Here is a 15,883-nt window from a genome sequence, read left to right on the forward strand (position 1 = left end):
GGCGACTCCGGCCCTTCGCCGTTAGTCACGTCAAGCAAGATCCTCTTAGCAAACGAACGAGGACATTTGATCAAATGCCTCAGCGCACCGAGAGCAACGTAACTGCTGAGAAAGTAAAATCATATGCAGCTTCAAAACCGGGCGCTAAACCGGGTATGACGCAACCGGGTATGACTCAAATTAACCCACCAAAACCTAGACTTCACAAGGCCTGCACCCTATGACTTCTGGTTTAACGTGTTCTACGGTCCCTACCAGAGCGTCCTCGGCAGCTACCTAGATAAAAGCATCCAGACGGTCATCGACATCCAGTCCCAGACCGGCGCTCAGTCCTCTGAAGCCTGGAGCAAGTTCATGCACCAGCAAGCACCGGTCATGCAGGATTTGATGCGCCAGTATGTCGACCAGTCAAAAAACCTCTACCTGAACACTCAGAACCTCTTCGGCCTGTTCGGCGGCATGCCACCAGGCAAGCCAGGTGCCGGTGGCGGGCCGAAAAAAATGGCGATAGGGGAGTAAACCCATCGCCATCAGTGTAACCGCTCTAATGTGACTTACTTGTTACCGCTTGTAGCCTTGGCACCAGGAGCGGTTTTACCGGCTGCGGAGGTCGCTGCGTCAAAACCGCTCTGGGCAACGTCAGCAGCCTGTTTTACGGCTTTCTGTGCGCTTTCAAAAACGGTACCGGCATTCGCCAGCGACGACTTGAACGCAGCCACAACAGGCTCGGAGCCAGCCGGTGCATTCTTGCTGATCACTTCGACGAACTCTTGCACCTGCTGGGTGCCCGCCTCAACCTGACGCGAGGTCAGTTTGGCGATTTCCGAGTGAGTGCCGACAATCAACGCTTGCACTTGGCGATTGAACTCAACCAGGCGTTCGGCTTGCACATTTGGCTGGGTGAAAGAAGTCTGGAGCTCAGCGAGCCCTTGTAGATCACGGACTGCCAGCAGCTTGCGAAAGCCGTCGAACTGCTCCTCGGTGGAGGCCTGCAATGTCTTGAACTGCAATTGGCTGAACTGTTCAACACTGGAGAAGATTTTGCCGCTGATTTGCTGCAGGAGGTCTAGGTTGGCTTTCTGAGCGTCTTGCAATTTTTCCGAGTTAAAAAAAGACATGCTTGAATCTCCTGATACTGGAAGGCCTACATGGGCCCGAGGACGCGATAGCGATCCTGCCGGTCATCGCGTTAGCCTTAATATTGCAGCGCACAAATTCGTTTAGCAATGATTTTTTGTGCAGCGCACAAAAATCTTTCTTCTCCTGCCTCTATTCGCTATAGACTCCTAACATCGAACAGCCAGCCAAACCCTCTTTACTAATGAGGCGCAGGCAGCTGCTTCTCATGCATAACGCCAGGTGATCACCATGGGCCAGGAAGATATTATTGCATCGCAATATGAAAAATCTTCCTCTCAACGCGGCCTGTTCGAACACCTGAGTCATCTGCAGCACCTCATTACCCTGAACGTCCTTGATGCTTTGCGCCAGCGCCAGGAAAAAACCCTCGCGCCTCTGAAGTGGGGTCAACTCAGACAACCCACGCCCACTGACTGGCAGGAATACTTCACCGACCTCGGCCAACGCAGCCTGCTGTTCTGGGACACCCTGCGCCAGCGCGGCGACAATACGCAGGCCCATGAACGCGCCGGGTATCCACTGCTGCTCAAGTTCGATCATGAAACCCTGATCGCCGACTCCGATCTCCCGCTGAAGGCGAATTCTGGCGTGAACTGCAAGCGTTGCTCGAAGTCCCGCTGCCGGGCTTCAGCCTGACCCAACCACCCAGTGAAACAGTTGTCATCCCGCAGGAGACCCCTTCGGAGCCATTTCCGCTTGCAGTGACGCTGTCGCCGCAGACACACCACTGCCCGCTCCCGCCATCGTAGTTAAAGCCCCGAAGCGCAAAGCGAGCAAAGGGACAACAGGCCCCAAGCCTCAATGACCCTTCACAAGGGATTAGCGGTGCATCCGTTCGGCGAAGCCTGCGATCTTTTGATCTCTGCGCAAACCGACGGGGTTCATGAGTCGAACAGGCGCGAATTCCTCGAGCACAAGCAACGAATCGTCGGTTCGATACTGACCGGGGGTCATACCGAACCAACGGGTGCATGCCTTATGGAAGCTGCTGTGATCATGAAAGCCGAGCAGGTAAGTCACATGCTTCATGTTGAAATGAGAATGGCGTAAATAGAAGTCGGCCAACTGCCGGCGCACATCATTCAGGACATCCTTGAATTGCGTGCCGTCCTTTTCAAGGCCTCGTTGGAGCGTTCGCTTGCTGATTCTCAGTGCCGCCGCAATCGATTCCATATCACATCGGCCTTGCCCCTGGCTCAAGCGCTCGTTAATCAGCGCGCGAACCCTGCCAACAATAGAGTACCCGGACAACACGTCCAATTGAGCCTCGGCAAAACTGTCATGGAGTGTGGCCAACGCCTCGTTGGCCATGCTCAATGGACTCAGAAGCTCCTGGCCATCGAACAAGATGCTGTCATATGCCGCCCCGAAACTCAGCGGACAGCCAAAAAGCCGCTGATGCTCCGACGTGTCTTCAGGTTCGGGATAAGTGAACTCCACACTCAACGGTTGCGGTGACTTGCCACCTGCCAGCCAACGGCAGAAACCCAGCAGCGAAGCCAAGGCTGCATCCGTGTATTGCCGGGGTTTGACCGAGCCATGTTGCTGATGATCGAGACTGGCCAATCGGTAATGCTGCTGCTCATGGACAAGGAAAAGGCTGAATCCGGTACCGATCAACGGGCTGAAACGAACCAGACGTTCAAGCGCCCTTTTCAGATTCGAACTGGACATCATCGTGTAGCCCACGATCTGAAAACTACTGGGATGGAATTCCCCGTAGGCTTTCAAACCGATATTCAGATCATCCGAAGCCTGAGCAGCCAAGTCCCAAAGACGATAGATAACGCTTCGCTCGCAGAATGCTCCTGGTTTACTCACGAACTCGACATCCAGTCCCGCCTCCTGGCACAGACCGTCAAGGTCCAGTCCTTGGGCCAAAAACGTATTCGCCAGCATGCTGGCATAACCTGAACTCATTCTATACATGGCGTCCTCAATGACCAATGGAACCGAACGTCCTGTCCGAAGCCGATACTGACATGCGTTGAACATATTTCAACTACGTTGCAGAAATATTAACTATCCCTTCAGTTTCAAACATTGATCCCAGTATAGGTACTCCTCATTTTTTGCCAGCGGGCACCTCCCCGCGTGGCACCGAAGGACAGGAGAACGTCACCTTCAAACACTTCCGCACGGCCCGTCGATAACCAACAATCTTCTCTCCTACAGCGTAAAAAAAATGGAGTAGAAGTATGGAGTCGCGTAGTCGTATTGCTGTAGTAACGGGCGGTATGGGCGGTATCGGTACGGCAATCAGCCAACGTCTATACAAGGAAGGATTCAAGGTAATCGTCGGCTGCAGCTCTGATTCCAGCCGCAAGAACGACTGGATTGCCAGCCAGCTGGAGGCGGGTTATCAGTTCGAATGCATCTATGGCGACGTCACCGATTGGGAGACCACCCGCAAGGCTTTCGAGATGGCTCGTGAACAATTCGGCCCGATCGATGTGCTGGTCAACAACGCCGGCATCACTCGCGACGCCTCTTTTCGCAAGCTCACCCCGGAAGACTGGAACAGCGTGATTGGGACTAACCTGACGGGCTTGTTCAACACTACCAAGCAGGTCATTGAAGGCATGTTGGCCAACGGTTGGGGGCGGATCATCAATATCTCCTCGATCAACGGTCAGCGTGGCCAGTTCGGTCAGACCAACTACTCCGCCGCCAAGGCTGGCATTCATGGTTTCACCATGGCACTGGCCCGGGAAGTCTCCGGCAAGGGCGTGACCGTCAATACCGTATCCCCAGGCTACATCCAGACCTCCATGACCGCGGCAATTCGCCCGGACATTCTCGAAGGCATGATCGCTGCAACTCCGGTCGGTCGCCTTGGCCAACCCGAAGAGATCGCCTCAATCGTGGCCTGGCTGGCTTCCGATGAGTCTGCCTACAGCACCGGTGCCGATTTCTCGGTAAACGGCGGCATGAACATGCAATAACCCCGATCAGGGCAGGAATGCCCTGGTTTGCTCGACGAATTTTGTCTTTTCGATGAGGTCACGCATGAACGAAGTCGTAATCGTTGCCGCTACTCGTACCGCCATTGGCAGTTTCCAGGGTGCTTTGTCTGCAATTCCCGCGACCGAACTGGGTGCCGCAGTGATTCGCCGCTTGCTGAAGCAGACGGGTATCGATGCTGCTCAAATTGATGAAGTGATCCTCGGCCAGGTACTCACTGCCGGCGCTGGGCAAAACCCGGCACGCCAGACAGCGATCAAAGCCGGTTTGCCACACACCACGCCTGCCCTGACCTTGAACAAGGTCTGCGGCTCCGGTCTCAAGGCGGTCCATCTCGCCGTCCAGGCAATCCGTTGCGGCGACGCGGAACTGGTAATCGCTGGCGGTCAGGAAAATATGAGTCTGGCCCCCTATGTTCTGCCCAAGGCACGCACCGGCCTGCGTATGGGCCATGCGCAACTGCAAGACAGCATGATCCAGGATGGCCTGTGGGACGCCTTCAACGACTATCACATGGGTATCACAGCTGAGAATCTGGCGCAGAAGTACGAGATCTCTCGTGAAGCACAGGATACCTTCGCTGCCGCCTCGCAACAGAAGGCCGCCGCAGCCATTGAGGGCGGGCGTTTCCAGAGCGAAATCACCCCGATGCTGATTCCTCAGCGCAAGGGCGAACCGCTGGTCTTCGACACCGACGAACAGCCGCGTATCGACAGTACTGCGCAAGCCTTGGCAAAACTCAAACCGGCATTCCAGAAAGACGGCAGCGTGACTGCCGGCAACGCTTCGACCCTCAACGATGGTGCGGCCGTGCTGTTGCTGGCCAGCGCCGCTAAAGCACAAGCGCTCGGCCTTCCGGTACTGGCACGCATCAAAGCCTATGCCAGCGCCGGTGTGGACCCGTCGATCATGGGCATCGGCCCGGTCCCGGCTACACACCTGACCCTGCAAAAGGCCGGCTGGAGCGTCGAGGACCTGGACCTGATCGAAGCCAATGAAGCCTTCGCCGCCCAGGCGCTGGCGGTTGGCAAAGAGATGGGTTGGGACACCAGCAAAGTCAACGTCAACGGCGGCGCGATCGCCCTTGGCCATCCGATCGGCGCATCGGGGGCACGGATTCTGGTGTCGCTGGTGCACGAACTGATCCGTCGCGACGGCAAGAAGGGGCTGGCCACTTTGTGCATCGGCGGCGGACAAGGCGTCGGCCTGGCTATCGAGCGCTAACCAACGGCTTCTGAGTAGCCCATGCGCGGACTTGGGACCTTGTTCCGCGCATCAGATTGGCGTCAGGTTGGCGTCAGACAACGCTGCCCGCATTCCTGCCGTCGCTACGCCGGAGTCCGGCAAAGCGCGGCTTTTTTTCTGCCCGGCTCATCTGTATGGGCAAGGAACTTTATGGACAACAACGCGCATACATTCAAAACCTGTTGGTCAGGCCAGGTTCCGTTCATCGCTTCCTTTGCAGTGCAACAATTACGCCTATGGGTCAGCACTAATCCGTGGTTTTCCGGGCATGAGCACGGCGCCTGGTTCGAGTTACCTCGCGAAACCCTGGACAGCCTTCAAGCGGACTACCAGGTTCAATGGGGCCAACTCGGCCAAAAACTGCTGACCGGCCAACCCTTCAGCTTCGATGATCGACGCTTCTCCAGCGGCAACTGGAGCGAGCCACAGTTCGGCTCCCTCGCTGCGTTTTACCTGCTCAACTCCAGCTTTCTCCTGAAACTGCTCGACAAGTTGCTGATCGACGAAAAAAAACCGCGCCAACGCCTGCGCTATCTGGTGGAGCAAGCCATTGCCGCCAGTGCGCCAAGCAATTTCCTGGTCAGTAACCCTGATGCGCTCCAGCGTGTGGTTGAGACTCAAGGTGCCAGCCTGCTCACAGGTATGCAGCATCTGGCCAGCGACATGAACGAAGGCAAAATGCGCCAGTGTGACAGCGGCGCCTTCAAGGTTGGCGTCGATCTGGCTAACACCCCCGGCGAAATCGTCTTTGAGAATCACCTATTCCAACTAATTCAGTACTACCCGCAAAGCGAAACCCAGTACCGACACCCGGTATTCGTCGTACCTCCGTCGATCAACAAGTACTACATCCTTGATCTGCGCCCGGACAACTCGATGGTCCGCCACCTGCTGGAACAGGGACATCCCGTATTCCTGATGTCCTGGCGCAACTTTGACGAGGAACACGCTGGCACCACCTGGGATGACCTGATTGAGCACGGGGTAATCGACGCCTTGCAGGTGACCCGCGATATCAGTGGCGAGCAGCGACTCAATTGCGTGGGCTTCTGCATCGGCGGCACCCTGCTGAGCACGGCGCTGGCAGTACTTGCTGCACGCGGCGACAGGGAGATCGCCAGCGTGAGCCTGTTCACCACGTTCCTTGACTACCTGGATACCGGTCCCATCGACATATTCGTCGACGAAGAACTGGTGACCTATCGAGAGCGCACCATCGGCGGCATGAATGGTCCCATCGGTCTGTTTCGTGGTGAGGACATGGGCAATACCTTTTCCCTACTGCGCCCCAACGAGCTGTGGTGGAACTACAACGTCGACAAATACCTCAAGGGGCAGAAGCCGATCCCGCTTGATCTGCTGTTCTGGAACAACGACAGCACCAACCTTCCAGGGCCGATGTACTGCTGGTATCTGCGCCACACCTATCTGCAGAACGATTTGAAATCAGGCGAGCTGGAGTGCTGTGGGGTCAAGCTTGATTTGCGTGCAATTGACGCTCCCGCTTACATCCTCGCCACCCATGACGATCACATCGTGCCCTGGAAAAGCGCCTACGCCAGCACCAACCTGCTCTCCGGGGCCAAGCGTTTTGTATTAGGAGCTTCAGGGCATATCGCCGGCGTCATCAATCCACCGGCCAAGCAGAAGCGCCATTACTGGACCAATAATCGGGTCACGAAAAACCCGGAGACCTGGTTCAAGAATGCTGAGCAGCAACCCGGTAGCTGGTGGAATGATTGGTTCAACTGGCTGGCGGGACACTCCGGCGAGCGCCAACCAGCGGTTCCGCACATATGGAATGACAAATTCCCGCCTCTGGAGCCGGCGCCAGGCAGTTATGTAAAGCAATGAAAAACTGCTGTGGGCCAGAGCGGGTACGGAGGAAGACCAGCAATTTTGACTGTTGTTGTGGAAATGCCCTGCTGCATGACTGCATGCAGCAGGTCTTCCGCGACTCATGTGATCGGCACGCTGCTAAGTTTATTCGAAATTGCTGCTGCGAAATCAGCAATCCGTCCTGGGTCTAATTTCAATCGGCAGGGTGTGTGAGTTTTCAATCAGCGCCAACAATTTCACCAAATCTGGAAGTCTTTTTCAGAGTTTCCCTAATGAATTACTACCGTCCATTCAACTTTCACAATCGCGGGTTAATTTTTGTGAATGAAATAAAGTTTAAACAAAATTATTACTACGTGTGACCCGCCCCCCTACTAATAAACAGCCGACCGGTAAGCCCACCCGATGGCACATCATTTGTTTGGGTACAAGGAGAGACAACCCATGAGCACCCCGTTCCGCATCAACGAAGCACTTTTGATTGCCGGCCACGCATTCGAACCTTTTCAATGCGTCGCCTGGGCTCCGCAAGACGGTAATGGCGAACTGAGCCTGACCGTCATCGACCGGGCCAACACTCATATTTGTCGCAAACAGGTTCCAAGCAGTGCCTATTCCGACCCGGCGCAGCTGGAAAGCCTGCTGGAAGAGGTGCGCGCCGAGTTGAGCCAGGAGGGCTACAAGCTACAATCCTGGACAATGCCAGAGTAAGCATTCTCGCGGATCGCTACCGGTGATCCGCCTAATACTCCACTCTCAAGATCATCGAAGGCAGCCTCATGCACCTGGTGTTGGAATCAGCCAGTCGTGCAGAGGGCTATGCCTTGGGCTTACACGATGCGGGGATCATCACGGAATACAGTGCGTCGAATGATGTACACCGCTTAGAAACTGTCGAAAAATCAGCCTTTGGTCGCAAAGCACTGAGCCGTCCAGGGTATGGGCCAAAGTATGGGCTGAATTTTTTTTTAGAACCGCAGAAACGAAAAAGCCCCGAATAATCAGGGCTCTAACGATTAAATGTGGCGGTGAAGGAGAGATTCGAACTCTCGATACAATTTCTTGTATACACACTTTCCAGGCGTGCTCCTTAAGCCACTCGGACACTTCACCGTATCTCGTCAAACATGTTCTGTCTGTCGAGGCGCGCTAATGTAGTCGAAAGCTTTTCCGATGGCAAATTTTTTTTTCAGAATTTTCATGCGCTTAGCGTTTTAGTCGTTCGAGCAGGTTACAGTCCATGGCAAATCCGCCAATCTCCGGCTTCGCGCCCTCTTCTATATAGAGGGGAATGCGCGGTTGGCGTGGCGGGCGACGCTTGCCGGGCGGGGAAAGGGTGACTGGGCGGTCAGTCACGGCGCTTTACCTTGCCTACGGCGGTGGGTAACGTCTGCCCTACTTTATTGAAAGGAATAGCGTCATGAGTGAGTTGATTTCCTACCATCTCGAAGACGGTATCGCGACCCTGACCTTGAGCAATGGCAAGGTCAATGCCATCTCTCCGGACGTGATTGCTGCGTTTAACGCCGCGCTGGATCAGGCGGTGACTGATCGTGCGGTGGTGATCATTACCGGTACGCCTGGGATTCTGTCGGGCGGTTATGACTTGAAGGTGATGACCTCCGGCCCTAAAGAAGCCGTGGCGCTGGTGACTGCCGGTTCGACCCTGGCTCGTCGTCTGTTGGCGCACCCGTTCCCGGTGATCGTCGCGTGCCCTGGGCATGCGGTGGCCAAGGGCGCGTTCCTGCTGTTGTCGGTGGATTACCGAATTGGTGTCGACGGCCCGTTCAGCATTGGTTTGAACGAAGTGCAGATCGGCATGACCATGCACCACGCCGGTATCGAACTGGCCCGTGATCGTCTGCGCAAGTCGGCGTTCCACCGCTCTGTGATCAACGCTGAAATGTTTAATCCGCAGAGCGCCATGGATGCCGGGTTCCTCGACCTGGTGGTGTCGGCCGAAGAGCTGCAAGGCGCGGCGCTGGCGGCGGCTCGTCAGTTGAAGAAGATCAACATGACCGCTCACAAGAACACCAAGCTCAAAGTGCGCAAAGCGCTGCTGGAGAGGCTGGACAACGCGATCATCGAGGATCAGGATTTTTTGGTTTAAACCCAAACGTGCCACACCGAAAAGCCCGACCGTCGTGTCGGGCTTTTTCTTACGCGCTCTGTTGAATAGCCTACAACCGCTCTAGATCGCATCTGACCCATAAGTCGGAAACATGCGCTCAAACATCGCCTATCTCCCACCTCTATAGCGGCAATTGCCGAAAACAGTGCACATCCGTACACTGCGCCACCTTTTGTCCCGGTGGGGCCTGTAAATGCTGTTTGTGTTTCGTATGTTATTGATGGGCCTGCACTTTATTCTGGCCGGTGTGCTCGGGGTGATTCTCGGCCTGTGCCGACCGTTCAATCCGGACAACAGCCGTTTGTGCGCGCGTCTTTATGCATGGCCGGCGATGTGCATTTTGCGTCTGCGGGTGAAGGCTGACGTCGGACCGCTGATGGATAAACCCGACAGCTGCGTGATCATCGCCAACCACCAGTCCAACTACGATTTGTTTGTGTTCGGTAACGTGGTGCCCCGCCGTACTGTGTGTATCGGCAAGAAGAGTCTGAAGTGGGTGCCGCTGTTTGGTCAGTTGTTCTGGTTGGCGGGCAATGTGCTGATCGATCGCGGCAATGCGCAGAAAGCGCGTCAGTCGATGCTGACCACTACCCACACGCTGCAGAATGAAGACACTTCGATCTGGGTCTTCCCGGAAGGCACACGCAACTTGGGCGAAGAGTTGCTGCCGTTCAAGAAAGGCGCCTTTCAAATGGCCATTTCCGCCGGGGTGCCGATTGTTCCAGTGTGTGTCAGCAGTTACGTTAAACACATGCGATTGAACCGTTGGGGCAGTGGGAAGATTCTGATCCGCTCGTTACCGGCGATTCCTACGGCTGGATTGAGCCTGGATGACATGCCGCTGCTGATAGCCCAGTGCCGCGAGCAGATGCGCGAGTGCATCGCTTCGATGGATCGGCAACTGCAAGCCGCGTAAAAAAACCCGCCATGTGCGGGTTTTCTTTTGCCTGCGAGCTTTTGCCTGCGAACTCAACAGATTTCACTGACTCTCAAGCAGCAGACAGGGCTAAGCTGGAGACTGCCTGCCACTGCCATCTTTGCTAATAGAAAGCTGCCAATAAGAAGTGAATCACTATCATGGGTAGAGTTGTTGCTGCTGCGGTTTATAGCGCTGGTAAGAAAGTCACCAATATCACCCTCGACGAAGGCGCTGCCTGGGCTGCAAAGCCTGGCCACTTTGTCTGGATCGGCCTCGAAGAGCCGAATGCCCAGGAACTTTTCAATCTGCAACGCCAGTTCAACCTGCATGAACTGGCCATCGAAGACGCCCTGGAAAAACACAGTCGGCCGAAACTGGAAACCTTCGGCGACGCGCTGTTCATCGTCACGTATTCGCCGATCCGGCATGAAGGCAAACTGCAGTTCATCGAAACTCATATCTTTGCCGGCAATGGTTACATCATTACCGCACGCAACGGCCACTCCGCGTCCTACGCCCATGTCCGACAGCGCTGTGAGGCGCGTCCGCTGTTGCTGGAGCACGGGGAAGATTTCGTACTCTATGCCATCCTCGACTTCGTGATCGAAAACTACCAGCCCATGGGCGAAGCGATCCATGCGGAGATCGATGAGCTGGAACGCAACGTCATGTGTAGCTCCCTGAACGAGCGCGACATTCAAAAACTCCACAGCCTGCGCCGCGATGTACTGCGCTTGCGCCGGTTTGCGGCGCCGATGGTGGAGATCGGTGAGGAATTGCAGAAGCTGAGTTTTCCGTTCATCGACAAGAACATGCGCCCGTACTTTCGCGATGTGCAGATCCATGTGACACGGCAGATGGAAGACCTGACGACCCTGGCGGACATTGCCAGTCAGACCATTGAGGTTGGGGTGTTGCTGGAGGCGTCACGCCAAAGCGTGGTGCAGCGCAAGTTTGCGGCGTGGGCGGCGATTCTGGCGTTCCCGACGGCGGTGGCGGGGATTTACGGGATGAACTTCCAGAACATGCCGGAGTTGTCGTGGCATTACGGGTATTTCGGGGTGTTGGGGTTTATTGCGGTTGGTTGCGTCGGTTTGTGGGCGAGTTTCAAGAAGTCTGGGTGGTTGTAGCCATCACCGAGGTGCCTGTGACATTCGCGAGCAAACCCGATCCCACAATGATCTCTGCAACACCGGAGATCCACTGTGGGAGCGGGCTTGCTCGCGAAGCTTTTATCTTTTAAACCGCCCCAGATTCTGGCTTATGCGCCACAAACCGCATCATCCACTCCGCGACGGTAGTGCCATGATGCTCGTGCTCAAGGCTCGCCATACCTTTCGAATAAATCTGCTCGCCCAGCGCTTCCTGACGAATATCCAACAACGCGCGCGAGTAATCGTGAATGAACTCCGGATGCCCCTGGAAGCACAGCACCTGATCGTTGATGTGGTACGCGGCAAACGGGCAGAAATCGCTGGAAGCAATGACCGTGGCGTTTTCCGGGAGCGCGGTGACCTGATCCTGGTGGCTGATCAACAAGGTCAGTTCTTCCCTCACCGGGCTCATCCACGGCGCCTTGGCGGCGAGTTTGTAGTTGTGGGTGCCGACGCCCCAGCCTTGGGCCGCACGCTCGCTCTTGCCGCCCAGCAGCAATGCCAACAGTTGATGGCCGAAGCACACGCCCAGCAGTTTGTCGCCACGCTCGTAGCGGGTCAGCAGGTAAGCCCTGAGGGTTTCAATCCACGGGTCGGTGCCGAAGGAATCGGCCTTGCTGCCGGTGACCAGGTAGGCGTCAAACGTCAGCTCTTCGCCGGGATACTCGCCCTGCATCACGTTGTAAACGGTGAACTCGGCAGCGATGGGTTGCTGCGAAAACAGACGCTGGAACATCTGCCCGTAACCCTGATATTGATCGACCAGTTCCGGACGCAGGATGTCGGTTTCCAGAATGCAGATGCGTAACGACATAAAAAATACCTGACACGTGATGGGAATAATGCACACCCCAGAGCCTGCCTTGAAACACAGTGGCAAGGCAAGCCCCGGAATGCGTCATCCGTCCCCTAGAACGCCTCCCCTTTAGCCGCTTTCTCCAGCAATAGCGCAGGAGGTGCGAATCGCTCGCCATACTGCTCCGCCAGGTACTGGGCGCGGGCGACGAAATCTTTCACGCCGTACTGATTGATGAATTGCAGCGCGCCACCGGTCCAGGCGGCGAAGCCGATGCCGAAGATCGAGCCGACGTTGGCGTCCGCCGTCGAGGTCAACACCCCCTCCTCCACACAGCGCACCGTTTCGATGGCTTGCACGAACAACAGTCGATCACGCACGTCCTTCGGCGAAATCTGCCCGTCAGCCTTCTCGAAACGGCTTTTCAGCTCTGGCCACAGATGCTTCTGCCCACGGGCCGGATAATCGTAGAAACCACCCCCTCCAGCCTTACCCGGACGTTTGTATTCGTTGAGCAACAAGTCAATCACAGCGAACGCCGGGTGCTCAATCAGCGGTTTCCTTTCTGCTTGCAGGTCTTTGGCGGTTTGCTGGCGGATATGGCTCATCAAGCTGAGGGAAACTTCGTCGGAGATCGCCAGAGGTCCGATCGGCATGCCGGCCTTGCGCGCTTCGGTCTCGATCATCGGCGCGCTCACGCCTTCGCCCAGCATGGCAATGCCTTCGTTCGTGAATGTGCCGAACACCCGCGAAGTGAAGAAACCGCGACTGTCGTTGACCACAATCGGGGTTTTCTTGATTTGCAGGACGAAATCGAACCCGCGAGCCAGGGTTTCGTCGCTGGTGTGGGCGCCTTTGATGATTTCCACCAAGGGCATTTTCTCCACGGGGCTGAAGAAATGCAGACCGATGAACTTGCTCTGATCCGGCACGGCGGTCGCGAGGCCGCTGATTGGCAAGGTCGACGTGTTGGAAGCAATCACTGCATCCGGCCCAACGACTTTTTGCGCCGCCGAAGAAACGTTGGCTTTCAGATCGCGATCTTCAAACACCGCTTCAATGATCAGATCACAACCGGCCAGATCGGCATCGCTTTCAGTGGGGTGAATTCGCGCCAGCGTTGCATCGCGCTGATCGGCACTCAATTGGCCACGAGCAACCTTCTTGTCCAGCAGCGCCGCCGAATGAGCCTTGCCCTTCTGTGCGGCCCCAAGATTGATGTCCTTGAGTACCACGTCGATGCCGGCCGACGCGCTGACAAAGGCGATTCCGGCGCCCATCATGCCTGCGCCCAGCACGCCCACGCGACGCGTCACGTAAGGTGCAAAACCCTGGGGCCGCGAGCTGCCGGCATTGATTTCGTTGAGCTGGAACCAGAACGTGCCGATCAGGTTTTTCGACACCTGGCCGGTGGTCAATTCGGTGAAGTAACGGGTTTCGATCAGGTGCGCGGTGTCGAAATCCACCTGAGCACCTTCTACCGCAGCGCAGAGGATTTTCTCTGGCGCGGGCAGGCAGCCTTGGGTTTTGCTGCGCAGGATCGACGGCGCGATGGCCAGCATTTGCGCGACTAGCGGGTTCGACGGCGTGCCCCCCGGAATCTGGTAACCGTTCACGTCCCAGCGCTGCACAACCGAAGGATTGGCAATAATCCAGGCGCGAGCCTTGGCCAGCAGTTCATCACGATCCGCCGCCAACTCATCAATCAAACCTGCCCGCAACGCCTGCTGCGGCCGGACTTTTTTGCCTTCGAGCAGATAGGGCAAGGCTTTTTCAATACCGAGCATCCGCACCATGCGCACCACCCCGCCGCCGCCCGGCAGCAGGCCAAGGGTCACTTCCGGCAGGCCGAGTTGCACCGAAGAATCGTCCAGCGCCACCCGGTGATGGCACGCCAGGCAGATTTCCCAACCGCCGCCCAACGCGGTGCCGTTGATCGCGGCGACCACCGGTTTGCCGAGGGTTTCCAGGGTTCGCAACTGCCCTTTGAGCGTCAGCACCATGTCATAGAAGGCTTTGGCTTCAGGCTTGCCGACCTTGATCAGTTCATTGAGGTCGCCTCCGGCGAAAAAGGTTTTCTTGGCCGAGGTGACGATCACGCCGGCGATGGTGTCTTTGTCGGCAACGAGTCTGGCAACACACGCGGCCATGGCTTCGCGGTAAACCGCGTTCATGGTGTTGGCGCTCTGGCCCGGCATGTCGATGGTCAGGACAACGATCTGGTCCTGACCTTTTTCGTAACGAATGGCTTCAGTCATGATGAAAGTGCTTCCTTGAAGTCGGTCGGGGCTCAGAGGCGTTCGATGATGGTGGCGATGCCCATGCCACCACCGACACACAGCGTCGCGAGGCCATAGCGCAGGCGCCGGGTTTCCAGTTCATCGAGCAACGTGCCGAGAATTGCGCAGCCGGTGGCACCCAGCGGGTGGCCCATGGCGATGGAGCCGCCGTTGACGTTGACCTTGTCCGGGTCGATCGCCATGTCCTTGATGAATTTCAGCACCACCGAGGCGAAAGCTTCGTTGACCTCGAACAAGTCGATGTCTTCAACCCGCAGCCCGGCTTTGGCCAGTGCCTTGCGGGTGGCCGGCGCGGGACCGGTGAGCATGATGGTCGGATCGGTGCTGGTGACCGCCGTGGCGACGATCCGCGCCCGCGGTTGCAAACCCAGCGCCCGGCCCTTGGCTTCGGAGCCGATCAGCATCAGCGCCGCGCCATCGACGATCCCGGAACTGTTACCCGCCGTGTGCACGTGGTTGATCCGCTCAACATGGCTGAAGACCCGAAGCGCGGTGGCATCAAAGCCCATTTGCCCGATCATCTCGAAGCTCGGCTTGAGCTGGCCCAAGCCTTCCATGGTTGATCCGGCGCGGATGAATTCATCGTGATCGAGCAGGATAATGCCGTTCTGGTCCTGCACCGGCACCAGCGATTTGTTGAACGAACCGTCGACCCTTGCCCGCGCAGCCTTTTGCTGGGAGTGCAGCGCATAGGCATCGACGTCTTGACGGCTGAAGCCTTCGATCGTGGCGATCAGGTCAGCGCCCACGCCTTGAGGGGCGAAATGGCTGTGAAAACTGGTTTCCGGGTCCTGCGCCCAGGCGCCGCCATCGCTGCCCATCGGCACGCGGGACATGGACTCGACGCCGCCGACCACCACCAGGTCTTCGAAGCCGGAACGCACTTTCATCGCGCCGAGGTTCACCGCCTCCAGCCCCGAGGCGCAGAAGCGGTTGATCTGCAAACCCGCCACGCTGACGTCCCAATCCGCCACCTGGGTCGCGGTTTTGGCGATGTCGGAACCCTGGTCGCCGATGGGCGTCACGCAGCCAAGTACCACATCGTCGACCTGACTGGTATCGAGGGACGTGCGCTGTTGCAGCGCGGTGAGCAGCCCGGCCACCAGGTTCACCGGTTTGACGCTGTGCAAGGCGCCATTGGCCTTGCCTTTGCCGCGGGGAGTGCGTAACGCGTCGAAAATAAAAGCTTGAGTCATGACGTTCTCGAACCTGGGCAGGGGAGTAAATTCAGAGTTCCTACCTTAGGCCGAGCAGCCCTGGATTCAATGACCGCAGTGCTCACAGACGTTGACGGTCACGCTCAGACGGACGGTAGGCAACGACCGAATTAACCGATTCAGGACACCAAGCTGTCTAGCAAACGGGCGCCCAAGAAGCTGGCAATAGGCCTCATGC

General features: G+C 56.9%; 14 protein-coding genes, 1 tRNA gene and 2 pseudogenes. 10 read left to right on the forward strand and 7 right to left on the reverse strand.

What is annotated here, in order from left to right; genetic code table 11:
• Nucleotides 1-240: 240 nt before the first annotated feature.
• Nucleotides 241-519 (forward strand): annotated as a pseudogene (locus ACMXYH_RS23000) (PHB accumulation regulatory domain-containing protein); the annotation flags it as partial.
• Between the two features lie 35 nt (nucleotides 520-554).
• Here ACMXYH_RS23000 and phaP read toward each other — a convergent pair.
• Nucleotides 555-1,118 (reverse strand): TIGR01841 family phasin, encoded by a 564-nt coding sequence (gene phaP / locus ACMXYH_RS23005; protein WP_415765055.1) that lies wholly within the window; start codon nucleotides 1,116-1,118, stop codon nucleotides 555-557.
• 250 nt (nucleotides 1,119-1,368) lie between these two features.
• On the opposite strand from phaP, the pseudogene ACMXYH_RS23010 reads away from it, so the two are divergent.
• Nucleotides 1,369-1,722: pseudogene (locus ACMXYH_RS23010) on the forward strand (DUF3141 domain-containing protein); the annotation flags it as partial.
• A gap of 237 nt (nucleotides 1,723-1,959) precedes the next feature.
• Here ACMXYH_RS23010 and ACMXYH_RS23015 read toward each other — a convergent pair.
• A complete protein-coding gene (locus tag ACMXYH_RS23015) occupies nucleotides 1,960-3,069 on the reverse strand; it encodes an AraC family transcriptional regulator (protein ID WP_415765056.1) in 1,110 nt (369 codons plus the stop codon).
• A 269-nt stretch (nucleotides 3,070-3,338) separates the two neighbouring features.
• Here ACMXYH_RS23015 and phbB point away from each other — a divergent pair, with 269 nt between their 5' ends.
• The 5 genes from phbB to ACMXYH_RS23040 all read left to right on the forward strand — a co-directional run bounded on the left by phbB (nucleotide 3,339) and on the right by ACMXYH_RS23040 (nucleotide 8,189).
• Nucleotides 3,339-4,085: an acetoacetyl-CoA reductase gene (gene phbB, locus ACMXYH_RS23020; protein ID WP_415765057.1), complete on the forward strand. Its 747-nt coding sequence runs from the start codon at nucleotides 3,339-3,341 to the stop codon at nucleotides 4,083-4,085.
• A gap of 64 nt (nucleotides 4,086-4,149) precedes the next feature.
• Nucleotides 4,150-5,328, forward strand: coding sequence for an acetyl-CoA C-acetyltransferase (locus ACMXYH_RS23025; protein ID WP_415765058.1), 1,179 nt, complete (start codon nucleotides 4,150-4,152; stop codon nucleotides 5,326-5,328).
• A gap of 171 nt (nucleotides 5,329-5,499) precedes the next feature.
• Complete coding sequence (gene phaC, locus ACMXYH_RS23030; RefSeq protein ID WP_415765059.1) at nucleotides 5,500-7,203, forward strand: class I poly(R)-hydroxyalkanoic acid synthase; 1,704 nt, start codon at nucleotides 5,500-5,502, stop codon at nucleotides 7,201-7,203.
• Nucleotides 7,204-7,632: 429 nt separating this feature from the next.
• Entirely contained in the window at nucleotides 7,633-7,899 is a 267-nt protein-coding gene (locus ACMXYH_RS23035) for a hypothetical protein (RefSeq protein ID WP_129442564.1), read from the forward strand.
• Between the two features lie 68 nt (nucleotides 7,900-7,967).
• Nucleotides 7,968-8,189: a hypothetical protein gene (locus ACMXYH_RS23040; RefSeq protein ID WP_415765060.1), complete on the forward strand. Its 222-nt coding sequence runs from the start codon at nucleotides 7,968-7,970 to the stop codon at nucleotides 8,187-8,189.
• Between the two features lie 22 nt (nucleotides 8,190-8,211).
• Here the strand turns inward: ACMXYH_RS23040 and ACMXYH_RS23045 are convergent.
• Nucleotides 8,212-8,301, reverse strand: a tRNA-Ser gene (locus ACMXYH_RS23045).
• Between the two features lie 93 nt (nucleotides 8,302-8,394).
• On the reverse strand, nucleotides 8,395-8,544 hold the full coding sequence (locus ACMXYH_RS23050) for a hypothetical protein (RefSeq protein WP_415765061.1): 150 nt from the start codon (nucleotides 8,542-8,544) through the stop codon (nucleotides 8,395-8,397).
• A gap of 64 nt (nucleotides 8,545-8,608) precedes the next feature.
• Between ACMXYH_RS23050 and ACMXYH_RS23055 the strand changes: the two genes are divergently transcribed.
• The 3 genes from ACMXYH_RS23055 (at nucleotide 8,609) to ACMXYH_RS23065 (ending at nucleotide 11,368) form a co-directional block, all read left to right on the forward strand.
• Nucleotides 8,609-9,298: a crotonase/enoyl-CoA hydratase family protein gene (locus tag ACMXYH_RS23055; protein WP_129442561.1), complete on the forward strand. Its 690-nt coding sequence runs from the start codon at nucleotides 8,609-8,611 to the stop codon at nucleotides 9,296-9,298.
• A 214-nt stretch (nucleotides 9,299-9,512) separates the two neighbouring features.
• On the forward strand, nucleotides 9,513-10,235 hold the full coding sequence (locus ACMXYH_RS23060) for a 1-acylglycerol-3-phosphate O-acyltransferase (protein ID WP_134421810.1): 723 nt from the start codon (nucleotides 9,513-9,515) through the stop codon (nucleotides 10,233-10,235).
• A 161-nt stretch (nucleotides 10,236-10,396) separates the two neighbouring features.
• Complete coding sequence (locus ACMXYH_RS23065) at nucleotides 10,397-11,368, forward strand: magnesium and cobalt transport protein CorA (RefSeq protein WP_415765064.1); 972 nt, start codon at nucleotides 10,397-10,399, stop codon at nucleotides 11,366-11,368.
• Between the two features lie 109 nt (nucleotides 11,369-11,477).
• On the opposite strand, the gene ACMXYH_RS23070 is transcribed toward ACMXYH_RS23065, so the two are convergent.
• The 3 genes from ACMXYH_RS23070 to ACMXYH_RS23080 form a co-directional block, all read right to left on the reverse strand.
• On the reverse strand, nucleotides 11,478-12,206 hold the full coding sequence (locus ACMXYH_RS23070) for an amidotransferase (RefSeq protein WP_129442553.1): 729 nt from the start codon (nucleotides 12,204-12,206) through the stop codon (nucleotides 11,478-11,480).
• A gap of 95 nt (nucleotides 12,207-12,301) precedes the next feature.
• The gene (locus ACMXYH_RS23075) at nucleotides 12,302-14,446 is read right to left on the reverse strand and encodes a 3-hydroxyacyl-CoA dehydrogenase NAD-binding domain-containing protein (protein ID WP_415765066.1); all 2,145 of its coding nucleotides are present in this window, start codon (nucleotides 14,444-14,446) and stop codon (nucleotides 12,302-12,304) included.
• A 32-nt stretch (nucleotides 14,447-14,478) separates the two neighbouring features.
• A complete protein-coding gene (locus ACMXYH_RS23080; protein ID WP_415765067.1) occupies nucleotides 14,479-15,684 on the reverse strand; it encodes an acetyl-CoA C-acetyltransferase in 1,206 nt (401 codons plus the stop codon).
• Nucleotides 15,685-15,883: the final 199 nt, after the last annotated feature.

The organism is Pseudomonas frigoris (assembly GCF_047758635.1).
Taxonomy (GTDB): domain Bacteria; phylum Pseudomonadota; class Gammaproteobacteria; order Pseudomonadales; family Pseudomonadaceae; genus Aquipseudomonas; species Aquipseudomonas frigoris.

Coding starts and splice junctions, on each gene's coding strand:
- ACMXYH_RS23055 (WP_129442561.1), top strand. CDS start 8,609: ATGAGTGAGTTGATTTCCTACCATCTCGAAGACGGTATCGCGACCCTG.
- ACMXYH_RS23080 (WP_415765067.1), bottom strand. CDS start 15,684: ATGACTCAAGCTTTTATTTTCGACGCGTTACGCACTCCCCGCGGCAAA.
- phaP (WP_415765055.1), bottom strand. CDS start 1,118: ATGTCTTTTTTTAACTCGGAAAAATTGCAAGACGCTCAGAAAGCCAAC.
- phaC (WP_415765059.1), top strand. CDS start 5,500: ATGGACAACAACGCGCATACATTCAAAACCTGTTGGTCAGGCCAGGTT.
- ACMXYH_RS23035 (WP_129442564.1), top strand. CDS start 7,633: ATGAGCACCCCGTTCCGCATCAACGAAGCACTTTTGATTGCCGGCCAC.
- phbB (WP_415765057.1), top strand. CDS start 3,339: ATGGAGTCGCGTAGTCGTATTGCTGTAGTAACGGGCGGTATGGGCGGT.
- ACMXYH_RS23060 (WP_134421810.1), top strand. CDS start 9,513: ATGCTGTTTGTGTTTCGTATGTTATTGATGGGCCTGCACTTTATTCTG.
- ACMXYH_RS23015 (WP_415765056.1), bottom strand. CDS start 3,069: ATGTATAGAATGAGTTCAGGTTATGCCAGCATGCTGGCGAATACGTTT.
- ACMXYH_RS23040 (WP_415765060.1), top strand. CDS start 7,968: ATGCACCTGGTGTTGGAATCAGCCAGTCGTGCAGAGGGCTATGCCTTG.
- ACMXYH_RS23075 (WP_415765066.1), bottom strand. CDS start 14,446: ATGACTGAAGCCATTCGTTACGAAAAAGGTCAGGACCAGATCGTTGTC.
- ACMXYH_RS23025 (WP_415765058.1), top strand. CDS start 4,150: ATGAACGAAGTCGTAATCGTTGCCGCTACTCGTACCGCCATTGGCAGT.
- ACMXYH_RS23065 (WP_415765064.1), top strand. CDS start 10,397: ATGGGTAGAGTTGTTGCTGCTGCGGTTTATAGCGCTGGTAAGAAAGTC.
- ACMXYH_RS23070 (WP_129442553.1), bottom strand. CDS start 12,206: ATGTCGTTACGCATCTGCATTCTGGAAACCGACATCCTGCGTCCGGAA.